This window comes from Streptomyces sp. NPDC090499, from assembly GCF_044769305.1.
GTDB lineage: Bacteria > Actinomycetota > Actinomycetes > Streptomycetales > Streptomycetaceae > Streptomyces.
Genome location: NZ_JBIVXP010000001.1, coordinates 602,338 through 620,814, shown reverse-complemented (window position 1 = coordinate 620,814; position 18,477 = coordinate 602,338). Strand labels below are relative to the sequence as shown.

The window sequence follows — 18,477 nt, the reverse complement described above, 5'->3', positions numbered from 1 at the left end:
GCTCTGTCGCGTTCCATAAAGCCCGGGTAAAGGAATTCAGATACGAGACGGTGCCGTATTGAAATGGTCATAGGCTCGTCCGCATGACAACTCCTGCCGACCACGCTCCACCCGGTTCGCGCATACCCGAGGCGGTGCACCGGCGCCGCTGGGCGATCCTCGGCGTGCTCATGTTGAGCCTGCTGATCGTGGTGCTCGACAACTCGATCCTGAACGTCGCCGTCAAGACCATCTCCACTCCGGCCCCGGTCGGCCTCGGCGCCACCCAGAGCCAGCTGGAGTGGGCGATCAACGCCTACACCCTCGTCTTCGCCGGCCTGCTCTTCACCGCCGGCCTCGTCGGCGACCGTCTCGGCCGCAAGAAGGTGCTCATCGGCGGCCTCGTGGTCTTCGGCGTCGGCTCGGCCCTCGCCGCCGAGTCCGGCACCGCGGACCAGCTGATCGCCTTCCGCGCCCTGATGGCCCTCGGCGCGGCCTTCGTGATGCCCGCCACCCTCGCCGTCCTGATGAACGTCTTCGAGCGCCAGGAGCAGCCGAAGGCGATCGGCATCTGGGCCGGCGGCGTCGGCCTCGCCATCGCGATCGGCCCGATCACCGGCGGTGTGCTGCTCGACCACTTCTGGTGGGGCTCGGTCTTCCTGATCAACGTGCCGATCGTGATCATCGCGCTCGCCCTGATGTTCTGGCTGGTCCCCGACTCCCGCGACCCGCGGCCCGGCCGCCTCGACCCCGTCGGCGTGGTGCTCTCCGTCGTCGGCCTGGTCCTGCTGGTCTACGGCATCATCAAGGGCGGCGAACTCGCCGACTTCACCGACGCCAAGGTGCTCGCGACCATCTTCGCCGGCGTCGCGGTCCTCGCCGGCTTCGTGATCTTCGAGAAGCGCAGCGACCACCCGTCCCTGGACGTCACCTACTTCAAGAACAAGGTCTTCTCGGCCGCCATGGCCGCCATCGCGCTGGTCTTCTTCGCGCTGATGGGCGTGACCTTCTTCTCCGTCTTCTACACCCAGAGCGTGCGCGGCTACTCGCCGCTGCAGTCCGGTCTGCTGCTGCTCCCGCTGGCCGCCGCCCAGATGATCTTCGCGCCGCGGGCCCGGCTGGTGGTGGACCGGTTCGGCAACAAGGCCACCACCGCGGGCGGCCTGGTGCTGATCGCCGCCACCCTCGGCGCCTTCGCCACCTTCGAGGCCGACACGCCGATCTGGATCCTGGAGGTCGTCTTCTTCCTGATGGGCACCGGCATGGCGCACATCATGACCCCGACCTCGGTCGTCATCATGCAGGCGCTGCCGCGTGAGAAGGCCGGTTCCGCCTCCGCGCTCAGCAACACCTTCCGCCAGGTCGGCGGCGCCCTCGGCATCGCCGTGCTCGGCTCGGTGCTGTCGGCGTCGTACCGCAACGGCATCGAGGGCAAGCTCGGCGCGCTGCCGCCGGGGCTGCGCGAGACGGCCGGTGAGTCCATCGAGGCCACGCTCGGCGTCGCCTCGAAGCTCGGTGCACAGGGCAAGGCCCTGGTCACCCCCGCCAACGACGCCTTCCTGCACGCCATGCACACCACCGCCCTGTGCGGCGCGGGCGTCGCGCTGATCGGCGCCGTGGTCGTGACCCTCTTCCTGCCGGGCAAGCCGCCGGCCGGTCAGCAGGGCGAACGGGAGCAGGAGTTGGTCGTGGCGGCGGAGTGAACATGAACGACTGAACGACAGAACCACTGAACGACTGAACGGCAGAACGACTGAACGGCAGAACGACAGAACCACTGAACGGCAGAAGTACTGGAAGTACTGAACGACAGAAGTACTGAACGACCGAACGGACCGGCCGGCACCGGCAAGAACCACGGGGGAGACCGGGGGACACCCGGAGCCACGGGGAAGACCTCGTGGCAACCACGGGGGGACGCTTCGGCTGCGGGAGAATTCCCGCAGCCAGTGCACTGAGAGGACGGTACGACGTGACGCTTGCCGACAGCGGACCGCGGTCCATCACTCCGGCCCGCGGCCGCCCCCGCAGCGAGGCGGTGGAGTTCGCCATCCTGGAAGGAGTGATGAAGCTCCTGGAGGACGGCGTCCCGCTCGCCGAGCTCTCCATCGAGCGGATCGCCCGGACCGCCGGCGTCGGCAAGGCCACCATCTACCGCCGCTGGAACGGCAAGGAGGAGCTCTTCGTCGACGTCATGCGCGCCGCCGAGCCCCCCGACCCCGAACTCCCCGGCACCTCCATGCGCGACGACCTCGTCGTGCTGCTCGAATCGCTGCGGCAGCGCGGCCTGATGAACCGTTCGTCGGCCATCCTGCACAACGTGTACGCCCAGATGAAGAGCAGCCCCCGCATCTGGAACGCCTACCACACCAACGTCGTCAACCCCCGGCGTGAACTGGGCAAGGAAGTGCTGCGCCGGGGCCAGCGCAACGGCGAACTCCGCGCCGACATCGACGTCGACCTGGCCAACGACATGTTCACCGGACCGATGCTGCTCAGGGCCATCCTGCGCCCGGACGCGGAACTCCCCGAGGGCCTGGCCGAGCAGATCGTCGACGAGGTGCTGGCGGGCCTGGGCCCGGTCCCGTCGTCCTAGCCAGTGTTCGCGTTTCGTCACAGACCCCGCCGACCCGCCGGTAACCGGAACCCCGCTCCTCGGCTCGTTCGTCATCCTCTTCCGTACGGCCGCCATGTGGCGGCGGGAGAGGAGCCGATCATCCCCTAGGGTCGTAACCGGGGGACGACGGTGTGCACGGCAGGTTGTGAGGCAGGCGGTATGGCGCAGCAGGCGTACATGACGGAGACGGACAACGGCGGCTCGGGACCCGAGCGGCGGGGAGACCGGTTCCGACGCCTGCTGGAACGGCTGCTGAAGGGCTGGCGAAACGATCCGCGCATCTGGCGCCGGGGCATCGTCACCGCCGCGGTGGCGCTGCTCCTCGCCGGCGTGATGCTGCTGCACTCCCGCATCCCCAACGCCGTCGGCAACCTCGGCAGTCTCACCGAGACCTTCCTGCCCTGGCTGGGGCTGCTGATCCCGGTCCTGCTCCTGGTCGGCATCCTGCGCAGGTCGGCGACCGCGCTGATCGCGGTGCTCCTCCCGGCGATCGTCTGGCTGAACATGTTCGGCGGACTGCTCACCGACAAGCAGGGCACCGGCGGCGACTTCATGGTGGCCACGCACAACGTCAACGCCGACAACCCCGACCCGACCGGTACGGCCGCCCGGCTCGCCTCCTCGGGCGCCGACGTGCTGGCCCTGGAGGAGCTGACGGCGACGGCCGTACCGACCTACGAGAAAGCGCTGGCCTCGACGTACAAGTACCACGCGGTCGAGGGCACCGTCGGCCTGTGGAGCAAGTACCGGCTGACCGGTGTGAAGGCCGTCGACATCAAGCTCGGCTGGACGCGGGCGATGCGCGCCACGGCCGCCACCCCGCACGGCCCGGTCGCCGTCTACGTGGCCCATCTCCCGTCCGTGCGCGTCAAGCTGAACGCCGGCTTCACCGCCCGGCAGCGTGACACGAGCGCGGACGCGCTGGGCGAGGCCATCGCCGACGAGGCCCTGCCCCGGGTGATCCTCCTCGGCGACCTCAACGGCACGATGAACGACCGCTCCCTCAACGGCGTCACCTCGCAGATGCGCTCCACGCAGGGTGCGGCGGGCAGCGGCTTCGGGTTCAGCTGGCCGGCCGCGTTCCCGATGGCCCGCATCGACCAGATCATGGTCAAGGGCGTGGAGCCGGAGAGCTCGTGGACCCTCGCGAGGACCGGCAGCGACCACCTCCCGATCGCGGCACGTGTGAACCTGACCACATCGGGATCGTAAAAACCCCTGGTCAGCACCATCCTGCGATCTTTGTAAGGACAATCGGACACCGCACCGTAACCTGGCGGAATACTGGGGCTGGGACACTTTGTTCCGTAGCTGAACTTAGAACGCACGGAACCCTGCTCCCCGAAAGGCAAAGCCCTTCATGCCTCTGGCCCTGCTTGCCCTGGCCGTCGGCGCCTTTGGTCTCGGCACCACCGAATTCGTCATGATGGGCCTGCTGCCCGACGTCGCCGACGACCTCCACATCTCGATCCCCGCCGCCGGCCACCTGGTCTCGGCGTACGCCCTCGGCGTCGTCATCGGCGCCCCGCTGCTGGCCGCCCTCACCGCGCGCCTGCCCCGCCGCAGGGTCCTGATCTCCCTGATGGCCCTGTTCGTCGCGGGCAACGCGCTCTCGGCCCTCGCCCCCGGCTACGACTCCCTGCTCGCCGCCCGCTTCCTCAGCGGCCTCCCGCACGGCGCCTTCTTCGGCGTCGGCGCGGTCGTCGCCACCGGCCTGGTGGCACCGGAGCGCAAGGCCCGCTCGGTCTCCCTGATGTTCATGGGCCTGACCGTCGCCAACATCGCGGGCGTCCCGGTGGCCACCCTCATGGGCCAGCACCTCGGCTGGCGGGCGACCTTCCTGGGCGTGAGCCTGATCGGCGTCGCGGCGATGGCCGCGGTGTTCTTCCTGATCCACCCCACGCACGCCCCCGCCCCCACCGCCGGCCTGCGCGGCGAACTCTCCGCCCTGCGCTCCCTCCCGGTCTGGCTGGCCCTCGCCACCACGGTCGTCGGCTTCGGCGCCCTCTTCTCCGCGTACAGCTACATCACCCCGATGCTGACGGACGCCGCCGGTTACGCCGACTCGGACGTCACCCTGCTCCTCGCCCTCTTCGGCGTCGGCGCCACCATCGGCAACCTCGTCGGCGGCCGCCTCGCCGACCACGCGATGCGCGGCACGCTCTTCGGCGGCCTGGTGTCGATGGTCGCGGTACTGCTCCTCTTCCCGGTCCTGATGCGCACGGAGTGGAGCGCGGCCCTGGCCGTCGTCCTGCTGGGCATCGCGGCCTTCGTCACCGGCTCCCCCCTCCAGCTGATGGTCATGGAACGCGCGGTCGCCGGCCCCTCCCTCGCCTCCTCCGCCAACCAGGCCGCCTTCAACCTCGCCAACGCCGGCGGCGCCTGGATCGGCGGCGTCGCCCTGGCCGCGGGCTTCGGCGTCACCTCCCCGTCCCTGGCGGGCGCGGCCCTCGCCGTCCTCGGCCTGGGCGTCGCGAGCGTGGCGTACGCGGTGGACCGCCGCCGGGCGGTTCCGGCCCCGGCTCACGTACGGGTGGTCGCCTCGCACGTCCCGGGGGCCGTGGAGACGGTGCACTCCTCCTGACCGGCCTTGTCCCGGCGAGGCCGCCGATGCGCCCTGGCCGGGACACTGCTGTGCGCCACGTGTTGCCGGACCTGGTCGTCAAGGCTCGGGCGCGATGTTCACCTTCGGGTGAAGCCGTTCGGACGGGACACCGGCGATCCGATCAGCCCACGATGATGCTCTCGACGTCCGCCCCGGGAGACGCACGATGCCGGCCGAAGCCATCGAGCAGCCCTCCGGCGACCGGTCCTTCTCGCTCATGGCCATCGCCGACGAGATCATGGAACGGCATCCGGGCTACCGGGTCGAGATCATCGGAGGCCACCTCCTCGTGACCCCGTTGCGGGATGCCCCGCACGCCTGTGTCCTGACAGACCTCATGTGCCTCTTCATCGAGGCGGGGCTGCACGACGGCGACGCCGAGGTCCTCCAGAACGTCGCCCTCTGGCTGCCCACCGGAGCCGAGGACTACGCCATCCCCGACCTCGCGCTCGTGGACGCCGACATCGACGACCACCTCGTTGAGAACAACGCTTACGACCCCGTCTGCTTCCGTCTCGTCCTGGAGGTCACCTCCAGCAACCGGAAGGACGACCTGAAGACCAAGGCTGTCGCCTACGCCCAGGCCAAGGTCCCGGTCTACGTCATCGTCGACCGCAAGCACCAGCGCGTCCACGTGCTTACGGATCCCACGGGGAGCAGTACGAGCACCACCGCCCGTACTCGCCCGGCGAGACCGCCACGCTGCCCGACTCGATCGGCGCCGATGTCACCCTCGACGTCGACCAGATCCTCAAGGCGGCCCGCCCCGGCGGCCGGGACGGCGGTCTCGGCTGATGGGGCGATGTCCCTGACGAGTCATCAGGGTCGGCTCAGGGGTGGGGCAGGGAAGTCACCGATAGTGGTCGGGCGGTCATGGTCGGCAGACTGCTGATCATGACGAACACCACCGATGGCCCTCGCCGGTCTCCCGTCCGTCGCACCGCGGTCGCCCTCGCCGGCGCCGCTGCCCTGGCAGGTCTCGCGGGCGTGTACGCGCCGAGTCCCGCGTACGCCGGGCCGCATGCCGCTGCGACCGACTTCAGTGACTGCCCGGCGCTTCCCGCCGGGGTCGATCCGGCCCGCTGGAGATGTGAAGTGCACACCGCGGCACCGCTGCTGACGATCGGCAGGGTCACCGTGACGCTCGCCCCGATCACCATGACGCATGCCGAGGGCCCGATGCCGGACGGCACCGCCGGGCAGGTATGGGGCGCGATGCACAGCACGCCGACCGCAGTGCCGGGCGGACTGACCGGCCGCGCGGCGGATGACCACGGGCGGCGCCGACTGGCGATCAGGCCGGAGTACGGTGGCCGGTCCGACTTCTACACCGGCCGGCTCAGCCTGCGCTTCCGGCTGCTGAGCCCGCTGCTGCCGAAGGCATGCACCGTCGGGGCGAGCACGCCGGTCGACTTCCAGCTGAAGCGGTCGGGACCTTCGGAGTGGATCTCACAGGACCCACCGCTGATCAGGTTCTCGGCGTACGACGACACCTTCACGGCCCCCGCCGCGGAGGACTGCGGACCCCTGACGGCGCCTGTGAACCGTCGGCTCGGCCTGCCGGCGGCAAGCGGCAACCTGATGGCCTACGACGCGACCTACACGTTCCGTACATACGACCAGCTGCCCCGCTCCTGACCGCGCGGGCCACACCGGAGCGGCTCGCGGACCGGGCCCCGGTCCACGCCGTACCGATCGGTCGACGCGAAGGGGCGTGAGGCCCGTTCGGACCCCACGCCCCCAGTCGGCCGAGCCGCGCAGCGGATCAGTGCTTGCGGTGGGCCTTCGCCGGCTTGTACGAGTCGACGTAGCCGTTGGCCGGGGTGCCGACGCCGGTGACGTCGTCGTAGCCCTTGACCGCGGACAGGGAGCTGTCCTTGCCGAGGCTGCGGACCGAGGTCAGCAGGCCGTTGGTGGCGTCGTAGCCGTTGGCGAAGTCGACGCGGGCGACGGCGAGGCCGGAGCCGGTCGGGTTGTCGGTGACGTCGTGGTAGGCCTTGGTGCCGTACTTGGAGTAGATCAGCGGGTTGGCGAAGCCGATCGCCTTGCCGCCGCGCGCCTCCTGGGCGAGGGCCTGGACCGCGGCGATGACCGGCGCGGCCAGCGAGGTGCCGCCGATGCGGTACTCGCTGTACGCCTCGGTGCCGTCCGCCTGGGTCTGCGTCTGGCCGACCTTGAAACCGGTGTTGGGGTCGGCGATCGCCGAGATGTCCGGCACCACCCGGTTGCCGCCGGCGCTGTTGGCCGTGGCCAGCGCCTTCGGGACCACGTTCTTCTGGTAGTACGGCTCACCGACCGTCTTGCTGGTGCCGCCGCCCGCGCCCGAGGTGAACGCGCCCGGGAAGCCGGTCCAGCTCTTGCCGTCGGTGGACAGCGACGCCTTCTCGGTGCCCCAGCCGGTCTCCCACAGGTACTTGTCGCCCTTGCCGACGGCGAGGGACGTACCGCCGACCGCGGTCACCCAGGCGGAGTTGGCGGGGGTGTCGACCTGCTTCGTACCGGTGTTGGCGACCTCGTCGCCGTTGTCGCCGGAGGAGAAGTAGAAGCCGATGCCCTGCACCGCGCCCAGCTGGAAGACCTGGTCGTAGGCGGCCGCGACGTCCGGGGTCTCGTTCGCCTCGATGTCGCCCCAGGAGTTGGAGACGATGTCGGCCAGGTGGTTGTCGACCACCTTGCTGAGGGCGTCGAGGAGGTCGTTGTCCATGCAGGACGCGGCGCCCACGTAGGTGACGTCGGCGTCCGGCGCGACCGCGTGCACGGCCTCGACGTCGAGGGTCTCCTCGCCGTACCAGCCGGAGGCGTCGCACTCGTCGGCACCGGTGTTGGTGTAGTTCGAGGGCAGCACCTGGTGCAGCTGGCTGGTCTTCCAGGCCGCGTCGCCGTGCGCCTTGGCGTAGGTGCCGGCGTCGAAGGCGATGGTCGGCGAGGCGAACGCGTCGGTGATCGCGACGCGCACGTGCTTGCCGGTGTACTTGCCGGCGCCGTAGGCGGCCCGCAGCTGCTTGCCGGTGTAGCCCTGGACGGCGTACGGGATCTTCGTGCCGTACGCGTCCGGCAGCGTGCTCGCGGTGTTCGAGCCGTAGTACGACGAGAACGGCCCGGAGTTCTTGAACACGGTGGCCGGGGGCGGCAGCGTGTCGTCGTGGGTCGCCTTGTGCGGCGCGTTGTCCAGGCCGGTGACGGTCAGGACGGCGTCGCTGACGGAGGCCGGCACGGTCGCGGTGGAAGCCGGGGCGCGGTAGGTCTTGGAGCCCTTGGCGTAGTTGTGCAGCTGGGTGCCGAACGCCTTCTCGGCGGCCGACACGTCGCCGGAGACGGCGATGTAGTGCGGCGTGACCTCGGTGACCTTCAGGCCGGCCGCGGTCAGCCAGGTCCTGACGGCCTTCACCTGGGCCTTGGTGGCGCCGTAGCGGGCCTGGACCTGCTTGGCGCTGAGGTACTTGCCGTAGAGCGGCGAGCTGGGGTCGGACACCGCCTTCGCGTAGGCCGCGAGGCCCTTGGCGTCCTGGCCGGCCAGGTAGACCCGGGCCTTGACCTGCGCGCTGTTCGAGGTGGCGCCCTTGTCCGCCTTGGCCGTGGCCCAGGTGGGCTTGGTGCCCTTCAGGCTGTCACGGGCCGGGCTGTCCGCGGCGTGCGCCGCGGGTATGCCGAGTGCGAGCGCGCCGGCGATCATCGGCAGTGTCGCTGCCATGCTCACGCTGGCCCGCACCTTGGCACGGTTGGATCTCATACTGCCCCCTGCTATGCGGTTCGACGCATGGAGTGGTCGGTCATCCGTGATCACCAGGAGGCCTGCGGCGGAACGGCCCGTGAATGGATCACACGGTCGACGTCACTCTTTCGGTGAACTGTTCATGCCAGGGGAATGAGAATCCCAAGGAAGTCCCAAGTGGGCGTTGATTAGGGGCTTTTGGTCGTGTTTCGGCGGCGCGCAGAACATTACAGATCGGTTGCGATTGTTGTTGAATGCTTGCGGTGCCGTTAAGTCGACAAATCGCCCACTGTGCAAGGGAGTTCAGTCGCGCGGCTTCGCGCCCCGTTCCGTCAGCATCTGCTTCATCGTCGCCAGCTCCGACTGCTGCGCGTCCACCATGCCCTGGGCGAGGCTCTTCTCCACCGCGACGGTGCACTTGGCCACGCACCCCTCGGCCATGTGGATGCCGCCCTTGTGGTGGTCCGTCATCAGCTGGAGGTAGAAGATCTCCGCCTGCTTGCCGTTCAGGGTGCCCAGCTTCTTCAGCTCGGTGTCGGTCGCCATGCCCGGCATCAGCGAACCGTCCCCGCGCTCGGGCATGTCGCCCATGCCCATCCACGACATCGGCGGCTTCGCCGACACCTTCGGCAGGTCCCACAGGGTCAGCCAGCCCAGCAGCATGCCGCGCTGGTTGGCCTGCGTCTGCGCGATGTCGTAGGCGAGCCGCCGCACTTCGGTGTTCTTCGTGCGGTCGCGGATGATGTACGACATCTCCACGGCCTGCTGGTGATGGACCGCCATGTCCCGCGCGAACCCCGCGTCCGCCCCGTCCGCGCTCGGCACCTTCAGGGCGCCGCCACCGCCGTCGCCGTCCTCGGCGACCGCGTAGGTGATCGCGCCGGCCGCGACGAGCACCGCCGCGGTCGCCCCGGCGACCCAGCCGATGTGCCTCCTCACGTCACATCGTCCCGCCGGTGCAGGAGGCCCCCGGCTCCGGGGTCTGCTTGCCCTGCACGTACGTCTCGAAGAACTTGCCGACCTTCGGGTCGTCCGCGCTCGTCACGCTCAGCTGGTGCCCCCACGCCGACAGCTCGATCGGCGAGGTCTGGTTCGTGTACGGGCTCATCAGCGAGTACGGCGTCGCCTTCACCTTCGCCGCCAGCTTGTCCACGTCGGACTTGCTCGCCTTGTCGGTGTACGTCACCCAGACCGCGCCGTGCTCCAGGGCGTGCACGGCGTTCTCGTCCTGCACGGCCTTGGTGTAGACGTTGCCGTTGCAGTTCAGCCACACCGGGTTGTGGTTGCCGCCGACCGGCGGGTGCATCGGGTACTTCACGGTCCCCGTGACGTGGGTCCGGGACAGCTTGCCCGTCCAGGTGCGCACGCCGTCGCTGCCGGTGACGAAGTGCCCGGAGTCCCCGGAGCCGCCCTTCGCGTCGCTCGCGCTGTCGCTCTTGGCCGACTGCGAGTCGACGAGCACCACGGCGCCGACGACGAGACCGGCGACGACCACGACGCTCGCGCCGATCGTCAGGAACCGGTTGCGCCGCTCACGAGCCTGCTCGGCCCGCCGCATCTCCTCTATACGTGCCTTGCGGGCGGCGTTGGTGCTCTTCTTGGCGGTAGCCATGGGCCGTGTCCTTCTTGGGGGAAAGGGACGTGGAGGGTGGGGCCTGCTGATCGTAATGGGGGAGACGGGGCCGGCCGTAGGCAGGGCACAGGAAAGTCCTGTAAAGACCGGGGTCCGACAGGAAACCGATAATTTGAATGCCGAATGCGCATTACCTACCCTGACCGGTATGCGGCTGCTGCGCTCCACCGACCTGGCTCTGCGCCTCCTGATGCGGCTCGCCGTCGCGGGCGACTCCACCCCGACCACCCGCGAGGTCGCCGGTGACATGGACGTGCCGTACACGCACGCCGCGAAGGTGGTCGCCGAACTGCAGCACATGGGGCTCGTCGACGCCCGGCGCGGCCGGGGTGGCGGGCTGACGCTGACCGGGAAGGGCCGCACCGCTTCGGTGGGGGCGCTGGTGCGTGCCTTCGAGGGCGACGGCGACGTGGTGGACTGCGAGGGCGCCACCCCGTGCCCCCTCAACTCCGGCTGCCGTCTGCGGGGCGCCCTGCGCCGGGCCCAGGAGGCGTTCTTCGCGGCGCTGGACCCGGTGACGGTGGCGGACATGGTGGCGGAGCCGACGGGGACGTTGCTGCTCGGCATCTCCAAGGGGCCGGGGGCGGTCTAGGCCGGCCCTAGGGGGCCGCAACCAAGCGCGGGCCATGGCTTGTCCTCCGTAAGCCCCATCGTGTTCAAACATTCAACAAAGGGATCTCCGCGACCTACAAAGGGCTCTACCCGCATAGATGATCCCGGTGCTGTCATGCTCACGACCGCCCGGAATCCCTGCCGGGCACCGCTCCGGGAGATCCCCCACCATGCCCCGAATATCCCGCTCCCTGGTCACCGCCCTCTCCTCCCTCGCCCTGGCCGCCGCCGGCCTCACGGTCGCCGCCGGCACCGCGCACGCGCAGAGCTGCAGCCAGGACTACCTCCCGCTCCCCGACCCCAGCTGCCAGCCCGGTGACTTCAACCCGGACGTCACCCAGTCCACCATCGACTCCACCATCTGCGTCTCCGGGTGGACCGCGACCGTCCGCCCGTCCAGTTCCTACACCACCGCGCTGAAGAAGAAGCAGATCGTCGAGTACGGCTACACGGACACCAGCACCTCCGACTACGAGGAGGACCACTTCGTCCCCCTCGAACTCGGCGGCGCCCCCAAGAGTGAGCTCAACCTCTGGCCCGAGCCGGAGTACGGCACCAAGACCGCCGCCAACAAGGACACCGTCGAGAACAAGCTCAAGAAGGCCGTCTGCGCCGGCACCGTCACCCTCGCCGACGCCCAGGACGCGATCGTCACGGACTGGACGACCGCGCTGTCGAACCTCGGCCTGAGCTGATTCAGCCCGCCAGCCCGCCAGCCCGCCAGCCCGCCAGCCCGTCCGACGCCGGGGCCGGCCGGCTCCTTCGGGAGCGTGGTCGGCCCTTGTCGGTTCCTGTCGCGGGGATCAGGCCGCGGCCGCCGCCAGCCACAGGTCCGGGCCGAAGACCTCGTAGTGGATGTCGGCCGGGGCCACGCCCCTGGCGAGGAGCTGGGCGCGGACCGCACGCATGAAGGGGAGGGGGCCGCACAGGTACGCGCGCGTGCCGGGCGCGACGTCGACGTCGGTGAGGTCCACCAGGCCGGTGCGGGTGCCCGGCTCGGCGTCGCGCTCGTAGAAGAGGTGGACGGCGGCGTCGGGCAGCTTCCCGGCGTACCTGGTGTGGTCGGCGCGCAGGGCGTGGTCGGCGGGGGAGCGGTCGCCGTGCACGACGGTGACCGGGGCGCGGTGGCCCTCGGCGGCGAGCGCGGCGAGCATCGCCACCATCGGGGTGACGCCGATGCCGGCGGAGGCGAGGAGGAGCGGCCGGTCGGTGGCGTCGCCCAGGACGAGGTCGCCGTACGGCTCCGACAGTTCGAGCAGGTCGCCCTCGCGCACGCGCGCGTGCAGGTGATGCGAGACCTCGCCGTCGGGCGTCGTGCCGTCCGGGTCGCCGGGCACGCGCTTGACGCTGAACTGGCGGACCGACTCGTCCGGCGCGCCGGACAGGCTGTACTGGCGTATCTGGCGGGCGCCGTCGGGGAGGGTGACGCCCACGGAGACGTACTGCCCGGCCCGGAAGCCGCGCACCGCCGCGCCGCCGTCCACCGGCCGTACCCGGAACGTCACCACGTCGGCGGTCTCCGCCACCCGCTCGACGACCTGCCAGGGCCGCAGCCCCCCGCGGCCGCCGCTCTCCTCGTACAGCCGCTTCTCGATCGCGAGGAGCGCGTTCGCCATCAGCCAGTAGACCTCGTCCCAGGCGGCCGCGACCTCCGGGGTGACGGCCTCGCCGAGCACCTCGGCGATGGCGGCGAAGAGGTGCTCGTGGACGACGTCGTACTGCTCGGGCGTGACGCCCAGGGAGGCGTGCTTGTGGGCGATGCGGCCCAGCAGGGCGTCGGGTCGCTGGTCCGGGTGGTCCAGCAGGTGTGTGGCGAACGCGGCGATGGAGCCGGCGAGGGCCTGCCGCTGGGTGCCGGCGGCCTGGTTGCCGCGGTTGAAGAGGTTCCTCAGCAGCCCGGGGTGGGCGGCGAAGAGGCGGGCGTAGAAACGCTCGGTGATCTCGCCGATGGCGGCGCCGACCGCGGGGAGGGTGGCGCGGACGGTGGCGGCGGAGGGCTCGGACAGCATCGGGGCTCCTTGTGGCTCGGCGTGGCTCGGCCGAACGGCTCGTTGTCCCGCACGCTAGTAAAACTTGCATCTGAGATTCAAATTTAAGGGTCGTGGTGTCGGTCACCTGCCTGACGTGCCTGACGCCCGGGAAACCGAATCGGCCATTACGGATGTCGGTCCGAGCAGGCAAGATGGGCGGCAGGGCAGGACACCTGCCGGACGAGAGCCGTTCAGACCGAGGTCGCCGGGGCGATCAAGGTGCGCAACGCGCGTGAAATGCTGTTGTGGTGTGATGCTCAGGTGCCCGACCGCCTCCTGCGCGACAGGAAGACAGGCGGCCTGACCAGCAAGGATGGGGAAGCGGAAGATGGACAAGCAGCAGGAGTTCGTGCTCCGGACCTTGGAGGAGCGCGACATCCGGTTCGTACGCCTGTGGTTCACGGACGTGCTGGGCTTCCTCAAGTCCGTCGCCGTGGCCCCGGCCGAGCTTGAACAGGCCTTCGACGAGGGCATCGGCTTCGACGGCTCGGCCATCGAGGGCTTCGCCCGCGTCTACGAGTCCGACATGATCGCCAAGCCGGACCCGTCCACCTTCCAGGTCCTCCCGTGGCGCGCGGAGACCCCCGGCACGGCCCGCATGTTCTGCGACATCCTCATGCCGGACGGCTCCCCGTCCTTCGCGGACCCCCGGTACGTCCTGAAGCGCGCCCTGGCCCGCACCTCCGACCTCGGCTTCACCTTCTACACCCACCCCGAGATCGAGTTCTTCCTCCTGAAGGACCGGCCGCTGGACGGCTCCCGCCCCACCCCGGCCGACAACTCGGGCTACTTCGACCACACCCCGACCAACGTCGGCATGGACTTCCGCCGCCAGGCGATCACCATGCTGGAGTCGATGGGCATCTCGGTCGAGTTCTCCCACCACGAGGGCGCCCCCGGCCAGCAGGAGATCGACCTGCGCTACGCGGACGCGCTCTCCACGGCCGACAACATCATGACGTTCCGCCTCGTCATGAAGCAGGTCGCGCTGGAGCAGGGCGTCCAGGCGACCTTCATGCCGAAGCCGTTCTCCGAGCACCCCGGCTCCGGCATGCACACCCACCTCTCCCTCTTCGAGGGCGACCGCAACGCGTTCTACGAGTCGGGCGCGGAGTTCCAGCTCTCCAAGGTCGGCCGCTCCTTCATCGCCGGCCTGCTGAAGCACGCCGCCGAGATCTCCGCGGTCACCAACCAGTGGGTGAACTCCTACAAGCGCATCTGGGGCGGCTCCGAGCGCACGGCCGGCGCGGGCGGCGAGGCCCCCTCCTACATCTGCTGGGGCCACAACAACCGCAGCGCCCTGGTCCGCGTCCCGATGTACAAGCCCGGCAAGACCGGTTCGGCGCGCGTCGAGGTCCGCTCCATCGACTCCGGCGCCAACCCGTACCTGGCCTACGCCGTCCTCCTCGCCGCCGGCCTCAAGGGCATCGAGGAGGGCTACGAGCTCCCGCCGGGCGCCGAGGACGACGTCTGGGCCCTCTCCAACTCCGAGCGCCGCGCCATGGGCATCGAACCGCTCCCGCAGAACCTCGGCGAGGCCCTCACCCTCATGGAGAACAGCGACCTGGTCGCCGACACCCTCGGCGAACACGTCTTCGACTTCTTCCTGCGCAACAAGCGCCAGGAATGGGAGGAGTACCGCAGCGAGGTCACCGCGTTCGAGCTGCGGAAGAACCTGCCGGTGCTGTAGCCGCAGGTCAGAGCAGTTCCCTAGCTCGCTCGCCCGTGGGGCCGACGGTTGCGAACCGTCGGCCCCACGGCGTCTCAGCCTTCCTGGGCCGTCTGTGGGCCGTCCGACGCAGGATCGGCCCCCGCGTACAGGCCGTCCACCGCCTTCCGGGCCCGCGCGTCGCTGCTCGGCATCAGGTGCGTGTAGACCCGAAGGGTGAACCCCGGGTCGTTGTGTCCGAGGTAGTTGCTGAGTGCCTTGATGTTCTCGCCGGCGTCCAGCAGAACCGAGGCGTAGAAGTGCCTGAGTGCGTGCATGCCGTGCTCGCGAGCGGCCTGGTAGCGCTCGCGCGGCTTCGGCTGTGGAATCACGCCGGCAGCGGCCAGAGCGGGCTTCCACGCGCGATCGTTGAAGTCCGAGCGACGAACGGCCCCCGCGCCGTCGAGTCGAGTGAACAGCAGCCGTCGCGTGACGGGGGCTCCACCTACCCGAAGCCACGGCAAGGTGATCTCCACCGGCGGGAAGGCCTCCATATGGAGCTTGAGGATCTGCGCCACACGGTCCGGCAAGGGAACGTCCCGCAGCTTCTCGCGCTTCGGCGGGGCGAACACCATGCCCTGTTTTGTCGCCTGTACCTGATTCACCACGTGCAGCCACCCGGAGTCGAAATCGATCGCGTCGGCAGACAATCCGAAGATCTCCCCTTGCCGGAGTCCGCATCCGCCTCCGAGATCCACGGTCGCGTGATAGCGCTCAGGCAGTGCGCCGCGAACGGCGAAAACCCGTTCCGCGCTCCATGGCATGACACGACCAGTTCCCGCGGCCGGCGGTCGCACGGATTGCGCGTGGCAGGGGTTCTTCGAGAGGTGGCCGTCGTCAACGGCCGCGTTCAGGATGGTCGAGACACTGTTGTAGATCACGCGCCGATACGACGTTGCGGGTACGGCCCGCTCCAGTTCACTCAGCCAGTCCCTGATGTGCTCCGGCTTGAACGAACCGAGCGGCCGGGGCCCGATGTACGGAATCGCGTGGCCGCGAATCGCCGACTCCACCGACGCTCGTGTCGTCATGCCCGTGGTCTGCGTCTTCAGCCACTTGTCGGCGTACTGGCCGAACGTCACGCGGCCCGCGGCAGGATCGATGTACTGACCGCGGGACATGTCTGCCTCAATGGCGGAGAGCCACTGCTCGGCGAGCCGCTTTTTGCCGTCGGGGAAGCTCTTGGACTTCTCGGTGCCGTCCGGCCCGACGTAGCGGGCTCGATAGCGCATGCCTGCGCCGTAGCGGCTGGTCTTGATACGAACGTCCTTGCCATTGGCGCCGGTCTCGGTTTTGAACCAGCGGTCCTGGATGTGGCCTGCCATGCGGCGGCGGTCCCTTCTCGGCAAGCAGCAGGGAGAGCTGCTGATAGCGGCTCTCCCTGCTGTCTGGCGTGGCTATTCGGTTAGGCGGCGTTGCGGTCGGCGTCTTTGCGGCTGGTGACGTACGCGTGTACGTCGGCGGGGTCGTAACGGATGTACTTGCCTATGCGGAAGCCGGGCGGACCGATGCGCTTCTTACGCCACTGGTAGACGGTTTCCTTGGGCACCTCGAAGATCTCGGCGATGTCGTCGGCGGTGAGGTACCGGTCTGGGAGACCGCCCCGGAGGATGGCGCGGGGGTCGTCTCTGGCGGGGGCGGACGCGCTCACGGGGTCCTCCATCGAGTTGGAAGTGCGCTTGGCTGGGGTGGCGGCGCCTGTCCGAAGCTGGGATTTCTGCGTCATCGCGTCACCTGCGTCAATCAGGCTTCTGACCTGCGGGTTTTGGTGACGCAGCGCGGCGGGTGGTGCGTCACCGATGACACGTGCGCTTGTCACGGGGTGACGCCGGTGACGCGGGGTGACGCAGGATTCGCCGTCTGCGTCACCCGCTGTCGCCGCAGGTCAGCGGCCCTCTGTCAGGCCCGCGGTGACGGGGTGACGCAGATCTTCCCTACTTAGGAAAAAGAAAGGGGAGTGTCTGTAGGTCTTACGTGCTGCTCAGGGCTTGAAGAACGGGCCGCTTCGCGGCGCGACCTGTGCAGGGCGGCACCGCCGCCGAACAGCAAGAGGAGCACCCCGGGCGGGGCGTGCTCCTCTTGCTTGTCCGTCTGTGCGGCGGGGTCAGAACGCGGTCTGCTGCTCGGGCGGCGGGGGCGGGGCCTGGCGGCTGAGTTCGATGTAGCGGGCGGCGCGGGTGCGGCCCCAGTCGACCAGGACGCCCCGGGCGGCCAGGGTGGGTTGGATGCGCCTCAGCCGGTCGGAGAGCACCTTGCCGGTGGTGGGCCAGCCCTTGGGCAGGGGGCGGCATTCCTCGCCGCTGTAGAGGGCGGTCAGGGCATGCAGCCACTCTGCCGACGTCATCCGGACCTCTTCGCCCGGGGCGAGTTCGGCGGCGTGCTTGAGGACTGTCTGTGCCAGTAGATCGCCCTCGATCACGTCGTCGTTGAGGTCGTCCAGGCTGGCCCGGTATGCCTCCAGCGTTCCGAAGCCGGTGGCGGTGTCGAGTTGGGCGCACAGGTGGGCGAAGTCGGCCATGCGCAGATCGGTCGGGGTCTCGGCCTGTACGGCGCGGACCTTGACGGTCAGGTCCAGCAGGGAGCCGAGGACGACGGGCAGGATGTCGGCGTACTCCGTCCACAGTTCCGCTTCGGTGCGCCGCACGCGGGGGCGTTCCAGGCGCAGGGTGAGGAGTCGTTCGGCGAGGTCGGGGCGGATGACACCGACGTCGATGCCGGTCAGCAGCATGGGCCGGCGGTAGCGGGAGCGGACGACGTCGCCGTCGGTGAACAGCGCGCGCTTGATGCTCTCGGCTCCGGTGATGATGCAGCACATGAGGTCGGACAGGTCCGGGGGCAGGTGGGAGAGGTTGTCCAGGGCGGTGATCCATCCGGCCGCGACCGCTGTGATCATGTTCTCTTCGTCCTTGGGCGCCCTGCGCAGGTCGCCGCTCATGCCCTCGATGATCCGTACGAGCATCCGGCCGCCGGTGGACTTGCCGGCGCCCTGCGGGCCGGTGAGGAACGGGGCGGGGACGGGTGCGGACGGCTCCAGGCAGCCGATGAGCCACGCGATGGCCAGGGCCTCGGTCCTGGCGTCGGCGAAGTTGCACAGCCGCATCAGCAGGTCGATGCCCTTCCCGTCGGTGTCCTTGGCGGGCATCGGGAGCTCCCCGGTGAGCTGCGTGCGCCGCCAGCACACCTCTTCGGGGTCGGGGACGCGGACGTCCCATCCGGCGGGGTGGATACGCACGGACCGGCCGTCGTCGCGACCGAGGTCGAACCAGGTGGCCCCGTCGAAACCGGGGGCCACGCGGATGTGGGTGGGCTGTACCTGTTCGGTGAGGGCGAGTGCCTCGATCAAGTCCAACGCCTCCTTGAGGGCGGTTCCGTTGAAGACGCCGACCCCGTCGCGGAAGAGGCCGACCATGAGTTCCTGCCGGTGGCTGCCGGTCGTTCCCTGGGAGCGGATCGGGCGGGCCACGGGGTGGCCGGTGCGCTGCGCGTACACGGTCCCGTCCACGGTGCGGAAGTACCGGAAGTGGGACTGCGCGTAGTCGGTGATGACCTTGCGGGCGGGGTCCTTCTCGTCGTCGGACACG

The 18,477-nt window shown here is 69.6% G+C and carries 15 protein-coding genes and 1 pseudogene; 9 read left to right on the top strand and 7 right to left on the bottom strand.

Annotated elements, in window-relative coordinates; translation table 11 throughout:
* Window positions 1-83 precede the first annotated feature (83 nt).
* From ACIQVL_RS02810 to ACIQVL_RS02785, 6 genes and pseudogenes are all read left to right on the top strand, one after another.
* Window positions 84-1,682, top strand: a complete 1,599-nt coding sequence (locus ACIQVL_RS02810) for an MFS transporter (RefSeq protein WP_403430942.1) — start codon at window positions 84-86, stop codon at window positions 1,680-1,682.
* A 269-nt stretch (window positions 1,683-1,951) separates the two neighbouring features.
* The gene (locus ACIQVL_RS02805; RefSeq protein WP_403430945.1) at window positions 1,952-2,575 is read left to right on the top strand and encodes a TetR/AcrR family transcriptional regulator; all 624 of its coding nucleotides are present in this window, start codon (window positions 1,952-1,954) and stop codon (window positions 2,573-2,575) included.
* 180 nt (window positions 2,576-2,755) lie between these two features.
* A complete protein-coding gene (locus ACIQVL_RS02800; protein WP_403430947.1) occupies window positions 2,756-3,808 on the top strand; it encodes an endonuclease/exonuclease/phosphatase family protein in 1,053 nt (350 codons plus the stop codon).
* 148 nt (window positions 3,809-3,956) lie between these two features.
* Window positions 3,957-5,180 (top strand): MFS transporter, encoded by a 1,224-nt coding sequence (locus ACIQVL_RS02795; protein WP_403474091.1) that lies wholly within the window; start codon window positions 3,957-3,959, stop codon window positions 5,178-5,180.
* A 187-nt stretch (window positions 5,181-5,367) separates the two neighbouring features.
* Window positions 5,368-5,996 (top strand): annotated as a pseudogene (locus tag ACIQVL_RS02790) (Uma2 family endonuclease).
* A gap of 99 nt (window positions 5,997-6,095) precedes the next feature.
* Window positions 6,096-6,839: a hypothetical protein gene (locus ACIQVL_RS02785; RefSeq protein WP_403474090.1), complete on the top strand. Its 744-nt coding sequence runs from the start codon at window positions 6,096-6,098 to the stop codon at window positions 6,837-6,839.
* 127 nt (window positions 6,840-6,966) lie between these two features.
* Here the strand turns inward: ACIQVL_RS02785 and ACIQVL_RS02780 are convergent, their stop codons facing one another.
* The 3 genes from ACIQVL_RS02780 to ACIQVL_RS02770 all read right to left on the bottom strand — a co-directional run bounded on the left by ACIQVL_RS02780 (window position 6,967) and on the right by ACIQVL_RS02770 (window position 10,525).
* Complete coding sequence (locus tag ACIQVL_RS02780; protein WP_403431431.1) at window positions 6,967-8,892, bottom strand: protease pro-enzyme activation domain-containing protein; 1,926 nt, start codon at window positions 8,890-8,892, stop codon at window positions 6,967-6,969.
* A gap of 324 nt (window positions 8,893-9,216) precedes the next feature.
* On the bottom strand, window positions 9,217-9,852 hold the full coding sequence (locus ACIQVL_RS02775) for a DUF305 domain-containing protein (RefSeq protein WP_403474088.1): 636 nt from the start codon (window positions 9,850-9,852) through the stop codon (window positions 9,217-9,219).
* A 1-nt stretch (window position 9,853) separates the two neighbouring features.
* Window positions 9,854-10,525: a DUF3105 domain-containing protein gene (locus ACIQVL_RS02770; protein ID WP_403430977.1), complete on the bottom strand. Its 672-nt coding sequence runs from the start codon at window positions 10,523-10,525 to the stop codon at window positions 9,854-9,856.
* 169 nt (window positions 10,526-10,694) lie between these two features.
* Here ACIQVL_RS02770 and ACIQVL_RS02765 point away from each other — a divergent pair, with 169 nt between their 5' ends.
* Window positions 10,695-11,138, top strand: coding sequence for an Rrf2 family transcriptional regulator (locus ACIQVL_RS02765; protein WP_403430978.1), 444 nt, complete (start codon window positions 10,695-10,697; stop codon window positions 11,136-11,138).
* Window positions 11,139-11,328: 190 nt separating this feature from the next.
* A complete protein-coding gene (locus ACIQVL_RS02760) occupies window positions 11,329-11,853 on the top strand; it encodes a hypothetical protein (RefSeq protein ID WP_181804886.1) in 525 nt (174 codons plus the stop codon).
* Window positions 11,854-11,961: 108 nt separating this feature from the next.
* Here the strand turns inward: ACIQVL_RS02760 and ACIQVL_RS02755 are convergent, their stop codons facing one another.
* The gene (locus ACIQVL_RS02755; RefSeq protein WP_403430981.1) at window positions 11,962-13,167 is read right to left on the bottom strand and encodes a globin domain-containing protein; all 1,206 of its coding nucleotides are present in this window, start codon (window positions 13,165-13,167) and stop codon (window positions 11,962-11,964) included.
* 349 nt (window positions 13,168-13,516) lie between these two features.
* Between ACIQVL_RS02755 and glnA the strand changes: the two genes are divergently transcribed.
* Window positions 13,517-14,878, top strand: coding sequence for a type I glutamate--ammonia ligase (gene glnA / locus ACIQVL_RS02750; RefSeq protein ID WP_393807925.1), 1,362 nt, complete (start codon window positions 13,517-13,519; stop codon window positions 14,876-14,878).
* Between the two features lie 74 nt (window positions 14,879-14,952).
* Here the strand turns inward: glnA and ACIQVL_RS02745 are convergent, their stop codons facing one another.
* The 3 genes from ACIQVL_RS02745 to ACIQVL_RS02735 all read right to left on the bottom strand — a co-directional run bounded on the left by ACIQVL_RS02745 (window position 14,953) and on the right by ACIQVL_RS02735 (window position 18,476).
* Complete coding sequence (locus ACIQVL_RS02745; RefSeq protein ID WP_403474087.1) at window positions 14,953-16,221, bottom strand: tyrosine-type recombinase/integrase; 1,269 nt, start codon at window positions 16,219-16,221, stop codon at window positions 14,953-14,955.
* 80 nt (window positions 16,222-16,301) lie between these two features.
* Entirely contained in the window at window positions 16,302-16,559 is a 258-nt protein-coding gene (locus tag ACIQVL_RS02740; protein WP_351935319.1) for a helix-turn-helix domain-containing protein, read from the bottom strand.
* Between the two features lie 441 nt (window positions 16,560-17,000).
* Entirely contained in the window at window positions 17,001-18,476 is a 1,476-nt protein-coding gene (locus ACIQVL_RS02735; RefSeq protein ID WP_403474782.1) for an ATP-binding protein, read from the bottom strand.
* Window position 18,477 lies beyond the last annotated feature (1 nt).